Annotated in this window: 17 protein-coding genes; 8 read left to right on the top strand and 9 right to left on the bottom strand. The window is 72.0% G+C overall.

From position 1 onward, the window contains the following. Positions 1-80 precede the first annotated feature (80 nt). The 3 genes from WME82_RS26025 to WME82_RS26035 are packed head-to-tail and all read right to left on the bottom strand — an operon-like array spanning position 81 to position 2,024. On the bottom strand, positions 81-224 hold the full coding sequence (locus WME82_RS26025; RefSeq protein WP_438037503.1) for a hypothetical protein: 144 nt from the start codon (positions 222-224) through the stop codon (positions 81-83). Beyond that, positions 221-1,057 carry an alpha/beta fold hydrolase gene (locus WME82_RS26030; protein WP_438037504.1) on the bottom strand — a complete coding sequence of 279 codons (837 nt, stop codon included), beginning with the start codon at positions 1,055-1,057 and terminating at the stop codon, positions 221-223. Before WME82_RS26030 ends, WME82_RS26025 begins: the two co-directional genes overlap by 4 nt. 52 nt (positions 1,058-1,109) lie before the next feature. After that, complete coding sequence (locus WME82_RS26035) at positions 1,110-2,024, bottom strand: LysR substrate-binding domain-containing protein (RefSeq protein WP_437739168.1); 915 nt, start codon at positions 2,022-2,024, stop codon at positions 1,110-1,112. A gap of 75 nt (positions 2,025-2,099) precedes the next feature. On the opposite strand from WME82_RS26035, the gene WME82_RS26040 reads away from it, so the two are divergent. The 4 genes from WME82_RS26040 (at position 2,100) to WME82_RS26055 (ending at position 7,484) form a co-directional block, all read left to right on the top strand. Continuing rightward, the gene (locus WME82_RS26040) at positions 2,100-2,927 is read left to right on the top strand and encodes a type 1 glutamine amidotransferase domain-containing protein (RefSeq protein ID WP_438037505.1); all 828 of its coding nucleotides are present in this window, start codon (positions 2,100-2,102) and stop codon (positions 2,925-2,927) included. 384 nt (positions 2,928-3,311) lie between these two features. After that, on the top strand, positions 3,312-5,357 hold the full coding sequence (locus tag WME82_RS26045; RefSeq protein ID WP_438037506.1) for an OPT family oligopeptide transporter: 2,046 nt from the start codon (positions 3,312-3,314) through the stop codon (positions 5,355-5,357). Between the two features lie 647 nt (positions 5,358-6,004). Further along, positions 6,005-6,241: a hypothetical protein gene (locus WME82_RS26050; RefSeq protein WP_272093661.1), complete on the top strand. Its 237-nt coding sequence runs from the start codon at positions 6,005-6,007 to the stop codon at positions 6,239-6,241. A gap of 319 nt (positions 6,242-6,560) precedes the next feature. Beyond that, the gene (locus WME82_RS26055) at positions 6,561-7,484 is read left to right on the top strand and encodes a LysR substrate-binding domain-containing protein (protein WP_437739171.1); all 924 of its coding nucleotides are present in this window, start codon (positions 6,561-6,563) and stop codon (positions 7,482-7,484) included. Positions 7,485-7,560: 76 nt separating this feature from the next. Here WME82_RS26055 and WME82_RS26060 read toward each other — a convergent pair whose 3' ends face one another. Then, entirely contained in the window at positions 7,561-8,787 is a 1,227-nt protein-coding gene (locus WME82_RS26060) for a PAS domain S-box protein (protein WP_438037507.1), read from the bottom strand. 667 nt (positions 8,788-9,454) lie between these two features. On the opposite strand from WME82_RS26060, the gene WME82_RS26065 reads away from it, so the two are divergent. The 3 genes from WME82_RS26065 to WME82_RS26075 are packed head-to-tail and all read left to right on the top strand — an operon-like array spanning position 9,455 to position 12,137. Then, positions 9,455-10,324 carry an ABC transporter ATP-binding protein gene (locus WME82_RS26065; RefSeq protein WP_437911343.1) on the top strand — a complete coding sequence of 290 codons (870 nt, stop codon included), beginning with the start codon at positions 9,455-9,457 and terminating at the stop codon, positions 10,322-10,324. Beyond that, positions 10,317-11,150 carry an ABC transporter permease gene (locus WME82_RS26070; RefSeq protein ID WP_438037508.1) on the top strand — a complete coding sequence of 278 codons (834 nt, stop codon included), beginning with the start codon at positions 10,317-10,319 and terminating at the stop codon, positions 11,148-11,150. The genes WME82_RS26065 and WME82_RS26070 overlap by 8 nt, the downstream gene beginning before the upstream one ends. Before the next feature lie 57 nt (positions 11,151-11,207). Next, positions 11,208-12,137 (top strand): aldo/keto reductase, encoded by a 930-nt coding sequence (locus tag WME82_RS26075; protein ID WP_438037509.1) that lies wholly within the window; start codon positions 11,208-11,210, stop codon positions 12,135-12,137. Positions 12,138-12,169: 32 nt separating this feature from the next. Here the strand turns inward: WME82_RS26075 and WME82_RS26080 are convergent, their stop codons facing one another. The 5 genes from WME82_RS26080 to WME82_RS26100 all read right to left on the bottom strand — a co-directional run bounded on the left by WME82_RS26080 (position 12,170) and on the right by WME82_RS26100 (position 18,275). Next, positions 12,170-13,114 carry an alpha/beta fold hydrolase gene (locus tag WME82_RS26080; protein ID WP_437911345.1) on the bottom strand — a complete coding sequence of 315 codons (945 nt, stop codon included), beginning with the start codon at positions 13,112-13,114 and terminating at the stop codon, positions 12,170-12,172. Continuing rightward, positions 13,111-13,743: a TetR/AcrR family transcriptional regulator gene (locus WME82_RS26085; protein WP_438037510.1), complete on the bottom strand. Its 633-nt coding sequence runs from the start codon at positions 13,741-13,743 to the stop codon at positions 13,111-13,113. The genes WME82_RS26080 and WME82_RS26085 overlap by 4 nt, the downstream gene beginning before the upstream one ends. A gap of 367 nt (positions 13,744-14,110) precedes the next feature. Then, the gene (locus tag WME82_RS26090; RefSeq protein WP_438037511.1) at positions 14,111-15,424 is read right to left on the bottom strand and encodes a hypothetical protein; all 1,314 of its coding nucleotides are present in this window, start codon (positions 15,422-15,424) and stop codon (positions 14,111-14,113) included. Further along, on the bottom strand, positions 15,363-16,409 hold the full coding sequence (locus WME82_RS26095) for a matrixin family metalloprotease (protein WP_438037512.1): 1,047 nt from the start codon (positions 16,407-16,409) through the stop codon (positions 15,363-15,365). The genes WME82_RS26090 and WME82_RS26095 overlap by 62 nt, the downstream gene beginning before the upstream one ends. A gap of 15 nt (positions 16,410-16,424) precedes the next feature. Further along, complete coding sequence (locus tag WME82_RS26100) at positions 16,425-18,275, bottom strand: hypothetical protein (protein ID WP_438037513.1); 1,851 nt, start codon at positions 18,273-18,275, stop codon at positions 16,425-16,427. A 121-nt stretch (positions 18,276-18,396) separates the two neighbouring features. Here WME82_RS26100 and WME82_RS26105 point away from each other — a divergent pair, with 121 nt between their 5' ends. Continuing rightward, positions 18,397-19,005 carry an FKBP-type peptidyl-prolyl cis-trans isomerase gene (locus WME82_RS26105; RefSeq protein WP_438037514.1) on the top strand — a complete coding sequence of 203 codons (609 nt, stop codon included), beginning with the start codon at positions 18,397-18,399 and terminating at the stop codon, positions 19,003-19,005. Positions 19,006-19,019 lie beyond the last annotated feature (14 nt).

Below are 19,019 nucleotides of genomic sequence, written 5' to 3' on the forward strand. Positions count from 1 at the left end.
CGTGCTTGCGATGCTTCGCCGGGTCGTACTTCTCCTCGCTCTTCCACATCGAAAGAGCGATCGCGGCGACCCTTGATCCCCTACTCCTTCAGCACGGCGCGCAGCTGCGCGACCTCGTGACCCGCGAACTGCTCGGCCTTCAACCACGGGCCCGCCCAGACGCGCCCGTCCTTGTCGTCGGCGCCATCGATCTTGCGGTAGCTGGTGAACTGATACTTGGTCATGGGCTCTCTCCATCACAGGCCCCACCCGGCTTGTTCGCGGCGTTCGTGACGGCGAAGTTCCAGACCAGGGTGAGCAACGCTTCGGGGTTCTCGACCTGTGGGAGGTGGCCAGTGTCGGCGAGGAGCTCGAAGCGGGCGCCGGGGATGGCCGCGGCGTAGGCGCGGCCGTAGTCGGGCGTGCTGATACGGTCGCTGTCGCCCCACACGATGAGGGTGGGCAGGGAGATGGCGGACAGCCGGCGGCGCAGGGTCGGGTCCATCATGCTGCCGCCGTAGATGCGCAGGGCGGCGAAGTTGCTGGCTATCGAAGCCTCCATTGCGGCGCGCTGGGCCTCGCTGAGGCGGGTCACGTCGATGCGGAAGCGCGCGGGGTCGTGGTAGCTCCGCTCGGCGAGCTGGCCCTTGGGCAAGCTGAACACGTCGGCGATGGGCTGGTCGGCGACGTCGATGCCGACAGCATCGACGAGGACGATGCTGCGGATGCGGCGACTGCCAAGCAGCGCAAGCTCCGCGGCGATCCAGCCGCCGATGGAGTTGCCGACGACGGTGACGTCGGTGAGGTCGAGCTGATCGAGCAGGGCGCGGTAGAGCCGGGCGAGGACCGGAATGCTGTCCAGCCATTCCGGTCGCGGGGTGCCGCGGAAGCCGGGGTGGGTGGGCGCGATCACCCGGGCGTGTTCGCGCCTGGCGAGGGCCTGGGCGAAGCGGTCCACCGACTGAGGGCCGGCGCCGCCGTGCAGGAGCAGGATCGGCTGCCCGTCGCCGTGGGCAGCGACGGTCACCTCGGCAGGCCCGCGGTCGGGCACAGTGACCGTGTACATCGTGGTGGTCATGAAAAGGTCCTCTCGGATCGGATGATTCAAGGAGCAGGCCGCGCTCATGCCCTCACTTCGCGCGCGCCGCCTCGCGCTCGATGATGAACGCCTTGAGCGCGCGGGCGGCGGCCGACAGGACGGTGCCTTTGGGGTGAATCAGCGAGAACGGCCGGCTCGCGCCTCGGAACGGCGCGAGCACTTGCACCAGCGTGCCGCGCGCGACGTCGTCCTCGACAAGGAAGTCGTACGTCTGCACGAGCCCGACGCCGGCCCGCGCGAGGCTGATGATGCCGAGCACGTCTTCCGAGCACCGGTAGTGGGCGTCGAGGACGAGCGTGGTCGGGCCGGGGTGGAAGACCCACGGGAGCGCTCGACCCGAACGCGGCATCTGGAACGCGATGCACGTGTGCTTCTCGAGATCGGAGGGCGAACGCGGCGCGCCGTGGCGGGCCAGGTAGCCGCTGCTCGCGTAAACGCCGAGCGCGAAGTCACCGAGCTTGCGGGCGACGAGCGTCCTGTCGGCGATCGCTCCCATGCGGATCGCGAGGTGGTGACCCTCGCGAACGAAGTCGACGTTCTGGTTCGACACGTGGATGTCGACCCGTATGCCGGGGTAGCGCTCGCGAAACACGCCGAGGGCCGGGAGCAAACGGTGGTGGCCGAACGTCGTCGGGGCGCTGATGCGCACGAGCCCTTCAGGGGAGGAGCGCTCGCTCGCGAGCTCGCGCTCACCCGCGGACAAGAGCGCGAGCGCCTGGGTGCACAGCTCGTAGTAGCGGCGCGCCTCGTCGGTCGGCGCGAGGCTCCGGGTGGTGCGCCGGAAGAGCGTCACGCCGAGCCTGCGCTCGAGCCGCGCGACGCTCCGGCTCGTCGCCTGCGGCGTGACCGCGAGCAGCCGCGCGGCGCGGGTGAAGCTCCCCGTCTCGTAGGTGCGGCAGAACGCCTCGACGTTCGGGAGCGTGCCGGCGAGCGAAGGTGCGACCATTCTCAACACCCTAGTACAAATGCTTCGCCCTGTCGTCGTCTACCGGGCTCGCGCCGGAGAGCCTAGGAGTTGGATATGACCAATCCAGATCGCCACCCCGGGCGCCGCGCGGCGTTGACCACGCTGCTCGCCGCCCTGTCCGCCGTCTCATCCGGGTGCGCGGGCGGCAACACGCCCGACACCGCTCACCCGAACCAGGCGCAAACCGAGGAGAAGAACATGACGCAGCGGGTGCTCATCGCCATGACCAGCCACGACAAGAAGGGCGCCACCGGGGAGAGCACGGGCGCCTACCTGCCCGAGATCGCGCACCCGTACGCGGAGTTCACGAAGGCGGGGATCGCCGTCGACTTCGCCTCGACCCGCGGCGGCCGCGTGCCGCTCGACGGCCTCGACAAAGTCGAGCCGGCCAGCGCTCCGTTCCTCGACGGCGGCGCGCTCGCGGGGCGCCTCCACGACAGCACGCCGGCGGACCGCGTCGACCCGTCTCGCTATGCCGCTGTCTTCTTCGCCGGCGGGCACGGCACGATGTGGGACTTCCCCGAGAACGAGGCGTTCGCGCGTGTCGCCGCGAGCATTTACGAGCGCGGCGGCGTCGTCGGCGCCGTGTGCCACGGGCCCGCGGCGCTCGTGAACGTGCGCCTCTCGTCCGGGCAGTACCTCGTCGCCGGCAAGGCGGTGAGCGCGTTCACGAACGAAGAGGAGCGGGCGGTGAAGCTCGACGCCGTGGTGCCGTTCCTGCTCCAGGATCGGCTCGTCGAGCGCGGCGCGCTCTTCCAGCCTGCAGCGCCGTGGCAGAAGCAGGTCGTCGTCGCGGAGCGCCTCGTGACCGGGCAAAACCCTGCGTCGGCCGCGGGCGTCGCCGAGGCGATGGTGCGCCTGCTCCCTCCAGAAGCGCGTTGAGGGGTCATACGCCCGATGCGCTCCCCAGGTCCGGCGATTGGGCGCCGTGCCCACGGCAGGCCCCCGTGGGGGGAGCGCGTCGCGCGGGGAGGTCCCAGAGCGGGTATCGGAGGCCGGTGCGACGTTGAGGACGACAGGGGCGCTCCGCGGCGTTGAGACGGCCTCCGGCCGGGCCCGCGAAACGCGACGGCGGGCCCGCTGGGCGCGAGCCTCGTGACACGGAGCCAGCAATTCCGCCGCGCCATGGATTCGCCGGGATCGGCCGCCGGCGCGGGGGCGGCGGCGCGAACGGGGAATCGGCGAGATCTGCGCCGTAGGCGCTCGCCGAAGAGATGCACGGCGCGTCGCCCACCATGGTACAAGGTGCGAGGAGGTCGCCGCGCAATGGCCATCAAACAGCTCACGCCAGAGCAGGTTCACACCATGTCGCTCGAAGAGAAGGACGCATGGTGGCTGAAGAACGTCTACCGCGGCGACATGCCCCAGCTCACGTGGCGCTCGGCGATCACGGGCATGCTCCTCGGCGCGTTCCTGTCGCTCACGAACCTGTACATCGGCGCGCGCACCGGCTGGTCGCTCGGCGTCGGGATCACGAGCGTGATCCTGGCCTTCGGGCTCTTCAAGGTGCTCTCCAAGCTCGGCCTCGCAAGCGACATGACCGTGCTCGAGAACAACGCGATGCAGTCCATCGCGACGTCGGCCGGATACATGAACGCGCCGCTCTTCACGAGCCTCGCGGCCTACTCGATGGTCACGACGACGATCATCCCCATGGGCCAGGCGATGATCTGGATGTTCGTCCTCGCCATCCTGGGCGTGCTCTTCGCCTTCCCGATGAAGAAGCGCTTCATCAACGACGAGCAGCAGCCCTTCCCCGAGGGGATGGCCGCCGGCGTCGTGATGGACGCGCTGCACGAGAGCGACGAGAAGGAGGGCCTCTTCAAGGCGAAGCTCCTCCTCGGCGGCGGCCTCCTGAGCGCCGCGCTCGAGCTCCTCCGCGACGACAAGGTGATGCGCGCGCTCTTCGCGCTGAAGAACATCCCGCATTACTACGACGAGTTCCTCTATGGCGGGCGCTTCGCCGATCTGCTCAAGCGCTCGGGCCTCTCGCCGGCCATCCGCGGCACCCCCCTGAACGAGCTCACCATCCGGTTCGACACGAGCATCATCTTCGTCGCCACGGGCGGCCTGATGGGCATCCGGACCGGCGTGTCGCTCCTCCTCGGCGGCATCCTCAACTACTGGATCCTCGCCCCTCTGCTGATCGAGCGCGGGATCATCCTGCCGAAGAACGGGCATTTCGGGTTCGGCGCGATCACCCTCTGGGCGCTGTGGGGCGGCGTCGCGTGCATGACGACGTCCTCTCTCTACGCCTTCTTCTCCAAGCCCAAGGTGATCATCGACGCGTTCAAGGGCCTCACCAAGAAGGGTGGAGCGACCGACGTGCTCGCGGACATCGAGCTCCCGGTGAAGCTGTCGATCATCGGCATACCCATCGTCGGCGTGGTGATCGTGGTGCTCGGGCAGCTCTGGTTCGGGATCTCCTGGTGGCTCGGGGCGCTCGCGATCCCGCTCGTCTTCATCTTCTCGCTCATCGCGGTCAACTCGACGGCCATCACGGCGATCACCCCGACCGGGGCGCTCGGCAAGCTGACGCAGCTCACCTACGGCGCGCTCGCGCCGAAGAACATCACGACGAACCTGATGACGGCCGGGATCACCGCCGAGGTCGCGAGCAACACAGCGAACCTGCTGATGGATATCAAGCCGGGCTACATGCTCGGCGGCAAGCCGCGCCACCAGGCGATGGGGCACGTGCTCGGGACCGTCGCGGGGCTCGTGCTCTCGGTGCCCATCTGGTACCTCGTTCTCATCCAGGGCGACATCGGCCGCTACGGGACGGAGCGGCTGCCGGTCCCGAGCGCGCTCACGTGGAAGGCCGTCGCCGAGGTGCTGATGAAGGGGCTCGATTTCCTCCACCCGACGGCCAAGTCCGCGGTGGTGGTCGGGGCGATCATCGGGATCCTCGTCGAGATCACGAGGCAGGTCACGAAGAACCGATTCCCCCTCTCCGCGGTCGCCCTGGGGCTCGCGTTCATCCTCAACTTCACCGATATCTGGTCGATGTTCCTCGGCTCGTTCCTCTTCTGGCTGCTCGAGCGGCGCGCCGCGCTCTGGCACAAGAAGCGCGAGCAGGAGACACGGCTCAGCGAGACGGCGCCGGGCGGGCGCTCGGACGCGCCGCCCGCGCGGCCCTGGTACGCGCTCGCCGCGGAGAACACCGAGGCCATCTGCGCGGGCGTGATCGCCGGAGGCTCGCTGATGGGCATCGGCCTCAGCGTGCTCGGCGTGCTCGTGCTGCCCGACGTGCTGGAAGCCGAGAGCCTCACCAAGGCGCTCAGGCAGATCCTTCATTTCCTCCCGAAGTGAAGCGCTGGCGGCCGACGGGCGGGCCCATCCGGCTCGCTCGCGGCCGCCTGCTGAGCCCGATCCGGCGCGCGGGCGTGCTCGGGACGGCGCCTCGCCACGCGAGCGCACGCGGAGGCGGAGGTGCGTTGGCGGCGCGCCGCGCCGGCCCCAGCCATGCAGCGGCGCCTCACTGTGACAGGAATGCGCGCCGTGGAGGGCCGCGGCGAGCGCATACCAGGACCGCGCGGGCGCAGCACGTCGCGCTGTCGAGCCGCTCCGCTCGGAAGCGCTCGTGGCGCGGTTCATGCAGCCTTGTTTGCACCGCGTCAACACGAGGTCAGCCAAGGACGCGCGAGGAAAGAACCGTCCATGCCGGTGAATGCGCCCCCCTCCCGAGGAACGCCCAACCCCGAGCCCGTCGGCGATCCCGGACGGGGTCCGCCGGTGCAGGATCCGGCGCCGCGCGAGCCCCCGCGGCGCGATCCCGATCCTGGCGAGCCGGCGCGTCGGGATCCGCCGCCCCCTCCACCGGCGCCCGGAGAGCGCTCTCCGGAGATCGAAGATCCGCCGGCGCCGGGGCAGCCCCCCAAGGAGCCCGGGGTGATCGCGAGGGCCGGCCGCGCTCGGCGCGCGGCGCAACGTCATCCCCTAACCGTCGAGAGGTTTCCATGAACACGTGTGACTGCTGCGGCAACAGCTACGACAAGGCATTTCAGATCATGGTGGGCGGCACGAGCTACACATTCGATTGCTTCGAGTGCGCGATTCACAAGCTCGCGCCCGTGTGCGCCCACTGCGCCTGCCGCATCGTGGGGCACGGCATCGAGGCCGGCGGGGCGTTCTACTGCTGTGCGCACTGTTCCAAGCAGGAGGGCGTGGAGGGGGCGATCGATCGGGTGGCCTGAGCCGCCGCCGGGGCGCCGGCGGCGCGCGGCCCGCCGTTCGCGTGGCCGCGCGGGTCGATCTGCGCGAGGTCGTACCGCGCGCTCGGCGGGGTCGACCCGCCCTGCGCCGGGGGCGTCGCCGCGAGCCGATCTGCGATCAGGGCGGTGGCCAGGATGAAGAGCAGCAGCGCGACGCCCGTGTGCCCGCGAGCCTGCGTGAGCATGAATGCCTCCTTCGCGGCGAGGCGGTCGCCTCGCGCTCCAGAAAACTAGATCCGGGACGCGCGTGTGATAATGCTGGCCCGCCGACGAGGATTGCGTCGCGGAAGGAACGAATGGGATGGATCCGGCGGGCGGTCACCTCGGTGAGATGAGGGCGTTCCTCGAGGTGGCGCGGCGGCAGAGCTTCTCGGCGGCGGCGAGGGCGCTCGGGCTCACGTCGTCGTCGGTCAGCAAGCAGGTCGCGCGGCTGGAGGAGCGCCTCGGCGCGCAGCTCCTCCGGCGCACCACGCGCCGCGTGAGCCTCACGGAGGCAGGGAATCTGTACGCAGAGCGCGCAGACCGGATCCTCTCGGACATCGAGGAGGCGCAGCGGGCGGTCGCGGATCTCGACGGGACGCCGCGCGGGACGCTGCGCATCTCGGCGCCCACCGTCCTCGGCTCGATCCGCGTCGCGCCCGCGGTGCTGGCCTGTCGCGCGAGGTACCCGGAGCTCCGCATCGATCTCGACCTCACCGACCGCATCGTCGATCTGGTGGCCGAGCGCATCGACGTGGCGGTGCGCCTGGCCGCCGAGATCTCCCCTGCTTCCCTCGTCGCGCGGCGGCTCGCCGACGACCTGCGCGTGCTCTGCGCGAGCCCGCGGTACCTGCGGCGCCACGGGACGCCGCGCTGCCTCGAGGACCTGGCCGACCACGACTGCATCACGCTCAACCTCGAGCCTGTCGCCCGGTGGACGCTCGTGGGCCCCGAGGGCGAGCGCGTCGTCCCGGTGAGCGGCACATTCCGCTCCAGCGACACGATCACGCTGCGCGACGCCGCGGTCGCCGGCGTCGGCCTGGCGAACCTCCCCGACTACGTCGTCCAGGATCAGCTCGAGAGCGGCGCGCTGCGGCGCGTGCTGCCGGAGTACGGCGCATCGAAGCGCGCCAGCTTCGCGGTCTACGCCGCGCCCGCGCGCGCCGCGGTCCGCGTCGTCGTCGACGCGCTGGCCAGGGCGATGGGGGCAGCGGAGGCGGCGAAGCCGACGGCGCGGAAGCCGTGAGCCAGCGCGGCGGTCGTGAGGGATCGCAGGGGAGCCGAGGGAGCGCCGCGCCGGAGCGGTCGTCCGCGCGGCGCTGTCACAGGGGCCGCGGAGCAGCGCCCTGGAGCGAAGCGTGCGCCGCGCCGGCCGCGCGCTCCTTGGTCATCTGACGGATGCAGAACTGGAGCGCCGCCCGGAGGTTGCCGAGGGTGGTGATGTTGGCCAGATCGAGCCCGAGGCTGACGATGGTCTGGGCGACGTTCGAGCGGATGCCGGCGACGATGCCCTCGGCGCCGAGCAGCCGGATCGCGGCGACGAGATCGAGGAGGTAGCTCGCGGTCTTCGTGTCGACCAGCTCGACGCCGGTGAGATCGAGGATGGCGAAGCGCGAGCCCGTGCGGACGATGGCATCGAGCAGGGTATCCATCACCTCCGCCGTCCTGGCGCTGTCGAGCACGCCGATCATCGGCAGGGTCAGCACGCCGTCCCACACCTGGATGATGGGAGTCGACAGGTCGCGGATGACCCGCTGTTGCCGCTCGATGAGCTCCAGCCTGGACCGGAGCTCCTGCTCGGTGTTCTTTGGCTTGCTGATATCGAGGGTGAAGCCGACGACCGAGAACACCTCGCCCTGCTCGTCGCGCATGGGGACCTCCCAGTTGTCCCAGAACACCCCGTGCGTCAGGGACTCCGAATGGCTCGCTTCGCCCGCGAGCGCCCGCCGCAGCACCTCGCACCCGTGCGGGTTGCTCGCGTAGAGGTCGAACACGTTCTTGCCGATGTGCGCGCCCTGCTGGAGCCCGATGCCCTCGAGCGCCTTGCCCTCGTGGCACGTGAAGATCCCCTCGCGGTCGATGGCCCAGACGATGATCGGGAGCGACTGCGTGATGGCCTGCAGGATCACCTCTCTCTGACGGTGGCGACGGGCCTGCTCGGTCCGCTCCGTCACGTCCTGCCCGAACACGCCGACGCCGATGACCTCTCCGTGCTCGTCGAGGATGCGCTCGTGGCGCCACTCGACGCTCAGCACGGCGCCGTCCTTCCTGGCGTGGCTCCACACCCGGGGGGCCGCCCCGTCCTCCGCGAGGAGCTGCTGCCACCCGTCGGGGCTGCCGGGCGCGCCCAGGAGCTCGTCCACGCGCTGGCCGAGCGCCTCCTTCCGCGCGTGGCCGAGCAGGCGCTCGGCCGCGCCGTTCCAGTCCTCGATCGTGAGCTCCTTGCCGTACTGGACGATCGCGACCGGCGCTCGCTCGAAGAGGCGTGCGCGCTTGCCCGCGAGTTTCTCGGCGTCGATTTCTCCCGATGACGTGGTGGCGGCGGTCATGGGGTGGAAATTTACCCTGGGCGTTCGCGCACGTCGAAATAACTGTCATTCGTCTTCGTCGGACCCTCCGCAGACCCGCCCTGGGTTCGTAAGGACGGATCCACTGTTGCTGTAGCAACACTCCGTGAGCAAGCGCCTGCTGCTCCAGCAGCAGGCCGCCGTCTGTTATAGCGGATTTGCGTCCAGGGAGCCGGCTCACGCTTGGTACGGGGCGTGCTCAACGCCAGCGGAACGGTCGAGGATGGCGCTCCACGACCGCGCCTGAATGGGCCTCGTCGCGGTGCGACGGTGCGCACCGGATTGCGGGATTTGCGGTCGTTCTATGCTGGATGGGCTCGACTTTCCTAACGCGTTTGGACCTCTTCGTCCCACCCCCGACGGCCGCCATCCCCTCGCTGAGATCGCCTGGCGGAGCCTCGCCGCGCTGCTGCTCGCGCTCGCCTCGCTCGGCTGGTCAGCGCTGAAGTGCTGGCGGAGCGCGGGCGTGGCCGGCAAAGGGGGCTCATCGCCGAGAGCGAGCTCCACGTGTGGATCGGCTGGCTGGTGAGAACGGCGAGCTCAAGCAGGTGCGGCGGAGCGAGCTGTACACCGACGAGTTCAACCCGTTCTGGAAGGGCGGTCCGTGAAGGGGCCCCACCCTCGTCGAGGTTCGGGAGCAGGAGGAGCCATGAGCAACAAGATCCAGTTCCACAATGTGAGCAAGACATTCGCCGTCAAGGGGCCGGCCGGCGCCAAGGAGAGCGCGCGGTTCACGGCCATCGAGGACCTCAACCTCGACGTGAGGGCCGGCGAGCTGATGGTCCTCGTCGGGCCGAGCGGGTGCGGCAAGTCGACGCTCATCGATCTGCTCGGCGGCCTGTCGAAGCCGAGCAGCGGCAAGCTCCTGCTCGACGGCAAGCCGATCACGGGCCCGGCCCTCGATCGAGGCATCGTGTTCCAGCAGTACGCGCTGTTCCCGTGGCGGACGGCGCGCGAGAACGTCGAGTTCGGGCTCGAGGCCAAGGGCGTCCCGGAGAGCCGGCGCAAGGAGATCGCCCAGGATTACCTGGATCTGGTCAGCCTCTCCGGCTTCGAGGATCGGTATCCGCACGAGCTGTCGGGCGGCATGAAGCAGCGGGTGGCCATCGCGAGGAGCCTCGCCTACGACCCGGCGGTGCTGATGATGGACGAGCCGTTCGCGGCGCTGGACGCGCAGACGCGCGAGTCGCTGCAGGCGGAGCTGCTCCGGATCTGGGAGAAGTCGCGCAAGACGATCCTGTTCATCACGCACAGCATCGACGAGGCGGTGTTCCTCGGGCAGCGGGTCGCGATCATGACGTCCCGGCCCGGCCGGGTGAAGCGGGTCATCGATATCCCGGAGGAGATCCGGGGCTATGAGGACGCGCGGTCGACTCCGGAGTTCGGCAGGCTGCGGCACGAGATCTGGACGCTGCTGCGCGAGGAGGTGCTGAAGTCCGAGGAGCAGGAGCGGAGCAAGCGGCAGAAGCGCGCGGCGGAGAGCCGCCCCGTGGCGGGCGTGGTGGCGGTCAATGGCTAGCCTGGAGCAATCGATTCCGCTGCCCGAGGAGTCACAGCAAGGGCAGCTCGTGGGCGACGCGTCCCGGTGGCTCGGCCGCGCCATCGCGCGGTCGGGGATCCTCCTCGCGGTCGCCGCCCTGTGGGAGACGGCGCCGCGGGTGGGCCTCGTGGAGGGGGCGTTCCTTCCGCCGCTCTCCGAGGTGCTGGGGACGGGGTGGCAGCTGCTCCAGAACGGGCAGCTCCTGAGCCACATCAAGGCGAGCCTGTCGCGCTCCCTCGTGGGCTTCACGCTGGCGATCTCGGTGGGCGTGCCGCTCGGGCTCGCGATCGGGTGGTACAAGGGCGTGGCGGACGCGCTCAATCCGCTGCTCGAGGTGCTGCGCAACACGGCGGCGCTCGCGCTCCTGCCCGTGTTCCTGCTGCTGCTCGGGATCGGGGAGTCCTCGAAGATCGCGCTCGTCATCTACTCGTGCACCTGGCCGATCCTGCTCAACACGATCAGCGGGGTGCGCGGGGTCGATCCGCTGCTCGTCAAGTCGGCGCGCACGATGGGGCTGTCGCCGCTCCAGCTGTTCCGCAAGGTCATCCTGCCGGCCGCGGTCCCGACGATCTTCGTGGGTATCCGCCTGGCGGGCGCGTACTCGCTGCTCGTCCTCGTCGCGGCGGAGATGATCGGGGCCAAGGCGGGGCTCGGATACCTGATCATCTACGCGCAATACAATTTCCAGATCCCGAGCATGTATGTCGGCATCTTGACCATCACGGCGCTCGGGCTGACGTTCAATCACCTGCTCATGCGCGTCGAGCGGCGGTTCACGTCGTGGAAGGTCGCCCCGAAGGAGTGAGCCCAGGCCCGGCGTGGGCGCCGTGACGATCATCGTTCATCGAGGGAGAGGACCATCGTGAATCGAATCATCCTGGGCCGGACCGGCCTCGAGGTCAGCGTGCTCGGCCTGGGTGCGGGCGGCGACAGCCGGCTCGGGTCCGGGCGCATCGCGGAGGCCGAGTCGCTCCGGCTCGTCCGTGCGGCCATCGAGCGCGGCGTGAACTTCATCGACACGGCGGAGGCGTACGGGACCGAGGGGCTCATCGGCAAGGCGCTCCGCGAGGTGCCGCGCGACCGCGTGGTGCTCTCGACGAAGAAGACGACGCGCCTCGAGGCGCCGCTCCGGCCGGAAGACGTGGTGTCGTCGCTGCATGCGAGCCTCGAGCGGCTCGGCACGGATCACGTCGACGTCTACCATCTGCATGGCGTGCTGCCGGATCAGTACGCCGATCTGCGCGAGCGGATCGTCCCCGTGCTGCTGCGCCTGCGCGAGCAGGGCAAGATCCGCTTCCTCGGCATCACGGAGGCGTTCGCAGCCGATCCGACGCACGCGACGCTCGAGCAGGCGCTCCGCGACGATGTGTGGGACGTCGTGATGGTCGGGTTCAACCTTCTGAACCAGTCGGCGCGAGCGCGGGTGTTCCCGCTGACGCGGGCGAAGGACATCGGGACGCTGATCATGTTCGCGGTCCGGCGCGCGCTGAGCCGGCCCGATCGGCTGCGGGAGCTGCTCGCGGATCTGGCGGCGCGCGGCAAGGTGTCGCCCGAGCTCGGCGACGAGGGGCTGGACCGGCTCCTGGAAGGAGAGGAGGCCTCGTCGCTCCCGGACGCGGCGTACCGCTTCTGCAGGGACGAGCCCGGGGCGCACGTGATCCTGTCGGGGACGAGCAGCGTGGAGCACCTCCTGGAGAACGTGCGCTCGATCGAGGCGCCGCCGCTGTCGGCGCGGGCGCGCGAGCGCCTCATTCAGGCGTTCGCGCAGGTCGACGACGTGTCGGGGCACTGAGGGGCGCGCGCAGGCGGGAGCGCGGCGGAGGGTCACGCGACCGGCGCGGCGAGCCCGGGCGGCGCGGGGGGCGGCGCGACGTCGGCGGCGTCACGCGCGGCGTCGCTCCCGAGGAAGCGCGAGATCCGCTCGCAGAGCCGCGCGCGGAAGGCGTCGTCGGTGGGGGGCGAGTGGCGGCACCCCTCGAGCAGCTCGGTCTCGGCGCGCGGCAGGAGCTCCTTCGCGCGCGCGAGCAGCTTCGCGCCGGGGAAGCTCACGTCGTCGTCGGCGCCGAACACGAGCGCGGGCCGCGTGAACCCGGCGAGGGACGCGGGCGTGGCGAGCGGCGGCGGGCGGAAGTCGAGCCGGTAGCCGCGCACGGCGTCGCCGAAGTAGGAGCACCACATGTCGTCGTGCGTGGAGAACAGCCCGGAGACGAGGCGCGCGAGGCGCTCTTCCGAGGGGAAGGCGCGGTAGAGGGCCATCGGGATCGCGATGCGGGTGAGGCCTTGCCACGCCGAGCCCGACACCAGGGCCGCCGGCACGATCAGGACGAGCCGGTCGATGCGGGCGGGCGCGACCTGGGCCATGCGCAGGGCCGCGAAGCCGCCCCAGCTCACGCCGAGGAGGTGGACGCGCGCGAGGCCGAGCGCGTCGAGGACGTCGGTGAGCCACTCGGCGTAGGCGGGTCCGTCGATCGGCAGGCGGACGTCGGCGCTCTTGACGGACTGGCCGATGACGTCGACGACGTGGACGCGGTAGTGCGCGAGGAGCGGGCCGAGCTCGGGCATGAGGTGCGCGGAGCTGGCGAGCGCGCCGTGCAGGCAGACGAGCGGCGGGGCGTTCTCGGGGCCGGCGATGAGGACGTGCGTGGCGCCGAAGCGGGTGGAGACCTCGCGCGATCGGGTCGGGACCGGGAGCTTCTCGTGGAACCTGTCGAACCACGCCGCGATGCGCGCGCGCGCCTCTGGACTGCGGAACATGATGGATGACGTCATCGAGCCCTCCTGACGTTGGCTGCGGGGCGGAGGCCGCAGAGGTGCTGAGCGACGAGCCGATCGAGCAGGGCGATGGGCGACGGGTGCGCGCCCTGGGCCCAGGCGATCAGCGCGAAGTAGTAGAAGGAGAAGAAGGCGACGCCGAAGAGCGCGGGGTCGGCGTCGTCGGCGACCTCCCCCTGCGCGCGGGCGGCGTTGAAGAGATCGACGACGCGGCCGTGCACGGCGGCGACCTGCTCGGTGAAGCGGGCCTGCCAGGGCGGGTCGGCGAACAGCGCGTCGCGGAGCAGCGTCTTCGAGAGGGCCGGCCGGCGAGCGTAGTACGCGAAGAAGGCGGCCCCGAGCCGGTGCAGCCGCTGCTCGAGGGAGCCGGGCTCCTCGTCGCGGACGGCCTCGGCCGCGGTGGCGGCGAGGTCGTCGAACAGCGCGGCGTGAAGCAGGTCGCGCTTGTCGGCGAAGTGGAGGAGGACCGTGCCGGCGGCCACGCCCGCGTCCGCGGCGATGGCGCGGACGTTGGCGGCCTCGAAGCCGTGGCGCTCGAAGTGGTCGCGCGCGGCCTCGAGGATCCGGGCGCGGGTCGCGTCTTTCTGGGCGTCGCGCCGACCGGGTCTTTGAGTGAACGCGTTCACTGAACGAGTTCATTACATGGGACAGAGCGGTGCACAAGGGGAATCGAGCCCGAGCCCTGAGGGCGTCCCGACCGAGGTTGAGGGCGACCCGACCGACCGAGGTTGAGGGCACCCCGACTGAGGGCACCCCGACCGAGGTTGAGGATGAGGGCACCCCGACCGAGGTTGAGGATGAGGGCACCCCGACCGAGGTTGAGGGGGTGAGGGGGCCGACCGAGGTTGAGGGCACCCCGACCGACCGAGGTTGAGGGCACCCCGACCGAGGTTGAGGCTGTTCAAGGTCGAGGCAGGTCGTCCGACCCAGGTTGAGGGCGACCCAGGTTGAGGGCGCCCGAGGTCGTCCGCAGGCGGCGATCGCCGGTACGGCTCAGCCCGCCGCGGGCGCCTGCTGCGCCTGGGCGCGCGCCCGGAGGCGCTGCTTGGCGGAGGGGCCGCCGGCGTGGCGCACCGAGGCGACGGCGCGATCCATCGCGTCCTGCCAGTAGCGCGCGACGTCCTCGCGCTCAGTGAGGAGGGCGTCGATGGGCCCGTGGTCGGTCTCGATCTCGACCGCGAACCGGTCGCCGCGGGGCAGCACGCGGATGTCGCGGACCTCCCCGGCGGAGATGGCCGCCCCCAGCCGGCCCTCGGGGCGCAGGTCGATCGCGCCGGTGCGGCTCACCCAGGGGGCGACGACGAAGCGGCCCGGGCCGAACGACACGACCGGGGCGGAGCGCGCCGCGTAACGGGACGAGAACCTGGCGACGCCCAGGAAGGCGTAGCCCGCGAGCGAGAGCAGCGCGGCGGCGCTGCCGACGCCGATGGCGATGCCGCTGTCGCCCGCGGAGACGCTCCGCATGACCTGGATCCAGAGCGCGAGCGCGCCGAGCAGCAGCGCGGCCCCGATGAGCGCGTTGCGGGCCGCCGAGCCGCGCGGGCCGTGGCTCGCGTGGTCCCGCAAGACGAGGAGCTCGCCCTCGCTCCGGATCGCGAACCGCGACAGCGCGGCGGCCGGCAGCGCTGGCGGTGGAGTCGGGGCAGGCTCCGGGAGGGACCGCGGCGCGATGGCGCCGGGCGGCTCGGTACCCCGCGCCGTTTCGAGCGGGACGCCCAGCGCGGCCGCGAGCGGCGCCGCCACCGCCTCGACGAGCGCCTCCGCCCGCGCGGCCTCGAGATCCTGCGCCTCGGCGACGAGCAGACGCCGCGCCGCCGTGACGCGCGCAGGCGCGGACGCGGGCGCGGCGAGCGCGAGCCAGGCGGCGACGTACGTCCGCTCGCGCGCGCACGTGGGTGCGCCGCAGCATGGGCGCCGCTCCGAGATCACCTGGACGCTCACCGCGTCGCGAGGCTCGGCCGTGCCCTCCCCGGCCGCGCCGGCGCCGCCTGCCTCGGGCCGCGCGTGGCGGGCGCCCGCGAGCCTCAGCGGCGCGAGCCGGAGGACGCTCGCCCCGCGCTCGATCCGGAGCCATACGGGGTCCCGCGGCGCCGGGCCGAAGCCTGTATCCTGCTCCCGCCGCGGCGCGCCAAGCTCGGGCGCCGCCCGGAGGATCAGCGGCGCGCCGCCGCCCTCCGCCGAGAGGGCGCGCGCCGCCCCGGCCGGATCGCCGAGCGGATCGAGGGCGGAAACGGAGCTGTCGGCCTCAAGGGAGCGGAGGGCACGCGCGACCTCCGCCTCGAACGCTGCGGTGCTCGGCTCGGGCATGGCAGGACGTTTGCCCCGGCTGCGCTGGGTTGTAAAGCGCACCCGTCCGCGCGACAACGCGGGGGGCGCGCTCTCCTACCCCGCCCGATCGCTGCCGCTCGCGCAGGGTCCGGCGCGGCCGCCGGCCGCAGATGGCCAGCAGCGCGCCGAGCGCCGTCATCGGCAGGGCGCCGGGAGCGATCGGCGGCTGGCCAGCGCCCGAGCAGGAGCAACCGGCGTCGCCCTCGGCCTCGTCCACATTGCCGCTCTTCGGCCTGTCCCCGCTCCCCGACGCCGCGCCGCCCGCTCCGCCCGAGGCCGCCATCGCGCCCGCGCCGGAGCCGCCGCCCGAGCTCGCGGCGCTCGTCCCGGCGATCGGGTAGAGGGCGCAGACCCCTTCGATGTCGTCTTCCTCGAGCGTGCGCGCCGACGTGCCGCCCGGGTAGAACCCCAGCATCGTCGCGCCGCGCACGCTCGTGTGACCCAGGCCGAGGAAGTGCCCTTCTTCGTGCGTGGCGATCGATCGCACATCGATGCAGTCTCCATCGCCCGTGTCGTTCCAGCAGAAGCCGACGTTGTTGAAGATCATGTCGGCCTCGCCGATGACGCCGTCGGCATCCCAGACCGGCATCGTGACGGCGATGACCGAGTCGGCTTGCCCGAGCTCGCCAGGCCAGCCGTCGCTGATCCAGAGGAACACGCTCTTGCCGTCGTCGAAGTCGTAGCCGTCCCCCGTGTCGCCGAGGAGCTCGGCCTCCCACGCCGTGCAACCGGGGCTCGACCAGGCCGCGAAGCCGGCCTCGATGCTGGCGGCGGCGAAGCCGGAGAGCGGCCCCGGGATCGTCCCCCCGTTGATGTGGTAGCGGGCCGGCAGCTCGCGCCAGCGGGGGACGACATCGAGATCGAGCGGCGCCCACGCGGCGGCCTCGCGGGCCCCCGCGAGCGGCGCCAGCGCGGCGGCGAGCGGGGCGACCAGGCCGAGCGCGGCCCTGAAGCCTCTCTTCATTCCCCCATCATCGGCTCATCGGTCCTGCGGGACCACCTCGAGCTCCTCGGGCGCCGCGCTCCCCTCGAGGGGCAGCGTCACCTCCACCCCCTCGTGCACCGGAAGGGTCGCCGCGACGGGCCAGGAGCGCGGCGCGCTGCCCTCGCCCGCCGCGACCTCGCGCAGCGTCACGCCGCGCGCCGGATTCACGCCGCCGTTGAAGAGGCACGCGCGCAGCCGCCCCTCGACGACCGCGGCCGAGCACGGGATGACATCGGCCGTCGCGCGCCGGATCCGGCCGAGCATCACCTCCTCCGCGGGTGCGGCGGGCAGGAGCGACACGAGCGCGTCGCGGGCGCGCGGGTCGCGGAGCCAGGCGAGCATCATCGCCGCGTGGATGCGCACCACGCGGTAGCGCGCGCGTGTCAGCTGGAAGAAGGCGTCGGGCGACGCCACGCCGGTCTCGCCGTCGAGCATGCCCGTCACGCCCGGCTCGATCTTCACCTCCGTCCCGGGCGCCTCGACGTGCCACTTCACCGCGCGCCCCGGCCCGAGCGCGCCTTCCCAGAACAGCCCCCGCTCGGTGATGCCGGCGCGCTCGCCGCGGCGATCGCGCCGCGCGAACGTGAGCAGCACGCGGAAGTCGCTGACGGGCGCGCCGCTGTTGTTCACGACCGCGAGCTCGAAGTCGTAACGGCCGCGCGCGGGCCGCGTCGCGCCGCCGTCCCGGCCAGCGTCGCCCGGCTCTGCCCCGGCGTCGCCCTGCTCCCCGGCGGCGTCGCCCTGCCCCGCGCCGGCCTCGCTCTCCGCGTCGTCGTCCGCGCGGTCCCGCCGCAGAATCGGCGCGATCACCCCGGCGCCGTCGTCCGGCCCGGTCGATCCGAGCAGGCTGAGGATCGGCACCCCCGCCCGCCAGAGCGGCGAGTCGGCGCGATCGCAGAGGCAGTGCGGGAACGACGGCTCGGCGCGCTCCCGGACCTCGCTCGCGAGGAGCGCGGCCGTGGCTCCCCGGGTCGCCTGCCCGACGCCGCGCGCCGCCTGCCGCTCGGCCGGCGGCTGATCGCGAGGGGCCGCGAACCGCTGCACGAACGCCATCGTCGCCACGATGCCGATCACCGCGAGCGCCGCGGGCACGAGCACGCGGGCCCGGAGCGGGAGCGCGTCGATCCCCTCCTCGACGCCGCGCCTTGGTTCGCGCCCCGGCCGCTCGCCGAGCGGCGTCGGGCGGGGCGCGAACACGGGCGCGGCCGGCGAGCCGGGGGACAGGGCGGCCGCGAGCCGCTCCGACGCGAAGCCCATGCGGCTCGACATCTCCGCCACGAGCGCGTCGCGCAGGCGGTCCGAGGGCGGCCCTCCCCAGGTCGCGAGCCGCGCGACGAAGCGCAGCGCGAGCCAGGTCGCGAGCGCGACGAGGCACGCGAGCGACGCGGTCCCGAGCGGGCCGCTCGCGAGATAGTCGGGGGACAGGGCGGCCGCGAGCACGCCGAGCGGCGCCGGCGCGATCCAGCTCGCCATGCGGGCGTTGAGGCGCGCGCGGTAGGCGCTCTCCATCGCCTCCATCGCCGCCGGCGAGGTCACGCCGGGCACGCCGGGCAGATCGCCCTCGAAGCGCGCGAGGACGAAGCAGTTGTGGGGCGAGCACGCGGACGGATCGAGCGCCACGCAGAGCGCCTTGCCGCGCCGGAAGAGGCCGCGGATCGCGGTGTAGGGCACCCCGAAGCGGACCGGCGCCGCCACGGCGCCCAGGGCGAACCCCTCGGCGTAGCCGGCGACCCGGACCAGCTCGACCTCGAGCTCCGCCTCGGCGCACGTGAAGCGCACCGCGCCAACGGCATTGGCGCCCCCCTCGGCGATCGCCAGGGCAGCGACGGAGAACGCGCGAGCCAAGGTGGCCGCACCCTAACCGCGCGGGCCGGAGCGCTGCAACGGAAACCCGGACGGCCGGGAGGCCCCGTGCGCGTCGGGTGACCGTTGATCGCCCAGCGCTAGGTGCGTAAGACGTGGCGCCATGAAGCCCCTCCAAATCGTCATCGCCATCTCCTGCGCTGTCCTCCTCGGCCCGGTCGCGGGCTGCGAGGAGAAGGTCCCCGAGCCGGATCTGCCGCCGGGCAGCGCCGTGCCGGTGGTGAAGCCCGTCGAGCCGGAGCCCGCCGATCTCATCAAGGAAGACACCGTCGTGGGCACCGGCCCGGAGGCGAAGGACGGCGACAAAGTCCGCGTCCACTACACGGGGCGCCTGCTGAAGAACAACGCCGAGTTCGACTCCTCCGTCGGCCGCGAGCCGTTCGAGTTCACGCTCGGCGCGTCGGAGGTCATCAAGGGCTGGGACCAGGGCGTGGCCGGGATGAAGGTGGGCGGCAAGCGCAAGCTCACGATCCCCTCCCGCCTTGGCTACGGCGACGCGGGCAGCCCGCCGAAGATCCCGGCCAAGGCGACGCTGGTCTTCGACATCGAGCTGCTCGGCGTCGGCGACGCGGCGAAGGACGCGGCCGGGGACGACAAGGCCGGGAAGACCACGGCCGACAAGGCGGCCAAGCCCGCGGCCGACAAGGCGGCCAAGGGCGACAAGCCCGCCGCGCCGCCCGAGAAGAAGGAGGCGCCCAAGGAGGCGAAGTGAGCCGCGGGCCCCGC

Source organism: Sorangium sp. So ce128 (assembly GCF_051525245.1).
In the GTDB taxonomy this organism is placed as follows: domain Bacteria; phylum Myxococcota_A; class Polyangia; order Polyangiales; family Polyangiaceae; genus Sorangium; species Sorangium cellulosum_B.

Excerpts from the sequence above, each read along its gene's own strand:
- WME82_RS26035 (WP_437739168.1), bottom strand. The coding sequence starts at position 2,024 with ATGGTCGCACCTTCGCTCGCCGGCACGCTCCCGAACGTCGAGGCGTTC.
- WME82_RS26070 (WP_438037508.1), top strand. The coding sequence starts at position 10,317 with ATGGCTAGCCTGGAGCAATCGATTCCGCTGCCCGAGGAGTCACAGCAA.
- WME82_RS26090 (WP_438037511.1), bottom strand. The coding sequence starts at position 15,424 with ATGCCCGAGCCGAGCACCGCAGCGTTCGAGGCGGAGGTCGCGCGTGCC.
- WME82_RS26055 (WP_437739171.1), top strand. The coding sequence starts at position 6,561 with ATGGATCCGGCGGGCGGTCACCTCGGTGAGATGAGGGCGTTCCTCGAG.
- WME82_RS26060 (WP_438037507.1), bottom strand. The coding sequence starts at position 8,787 with ATGACCGCCGCCACCACGTCATCGGGAGAAATCGACGCCGAGAAACTC.
- WME82_RS26065 (WP_437911343.1), top strand. The coding sequence starts at position 9,455 with ATGAGCAACAAGATCCAGTTCCACAATGTGAGCAAGACATTCGCCGTC.
- WME82_RS26045 (WP_438037506.1), top strand. The coding sequence starts at position 3,312 with ATGGCCATCAAACAGCTCACGCCAGAGCAGGTTCACACCATGTCGCTC.
- WME82_RS26095 (WP_438037512.1), bottom strand. The coding sequence starts at position 16,409 with ATGAAGAGAGGCTTCAGGGCCGCGCTCGGCCTGGTCGCCCCGCTCGCC.
- WME82_RS26105 (WP_438037514.1), top strand. The coding sequence starts at position 18,397 with ATGAAGCCCCTCCAAATCGTCATCGCCATCTCCTGCGCTGTCCTCCTC.
- WME82_RS26030 (WP_438037504.1), bottom strand. The coding sequence starts at position 1,057 with ATGACCACCACGATGTACACGGTCACTGTGCCCGACCGCGGGCCTGCC.
- WME82_RS26080 (WP_437911345.1), bottom strand. The coding sequence starts at position 13,114 with ATGACGTCATCCATCATGTTCCGCAGTCCAGAGGCGCGCGCGCGCATC.
- WME82_RS26050 (WP_272093661.1), top strand. The coding sequence starts at position 6,005 with ATGAACACGTGTGACTGCTGCGGCAACAGCTACGACAAGGCATTTCAG.
- WME82_RS26040 (WP_438037505.1), top strand. The coding sequence starts at position 2,100 with ATGACCAATCCAGATCGCCACCCCGGGCGCCGCGCGGCGTTGACCACG.
- WME82_RS26025 (WP_438037503.1), bottom strand. The coding sequence starts at position 224 with ATGACCAAGTATCAGTTCACCAGCTACCGCAAGATCGATGGCGCCGAC.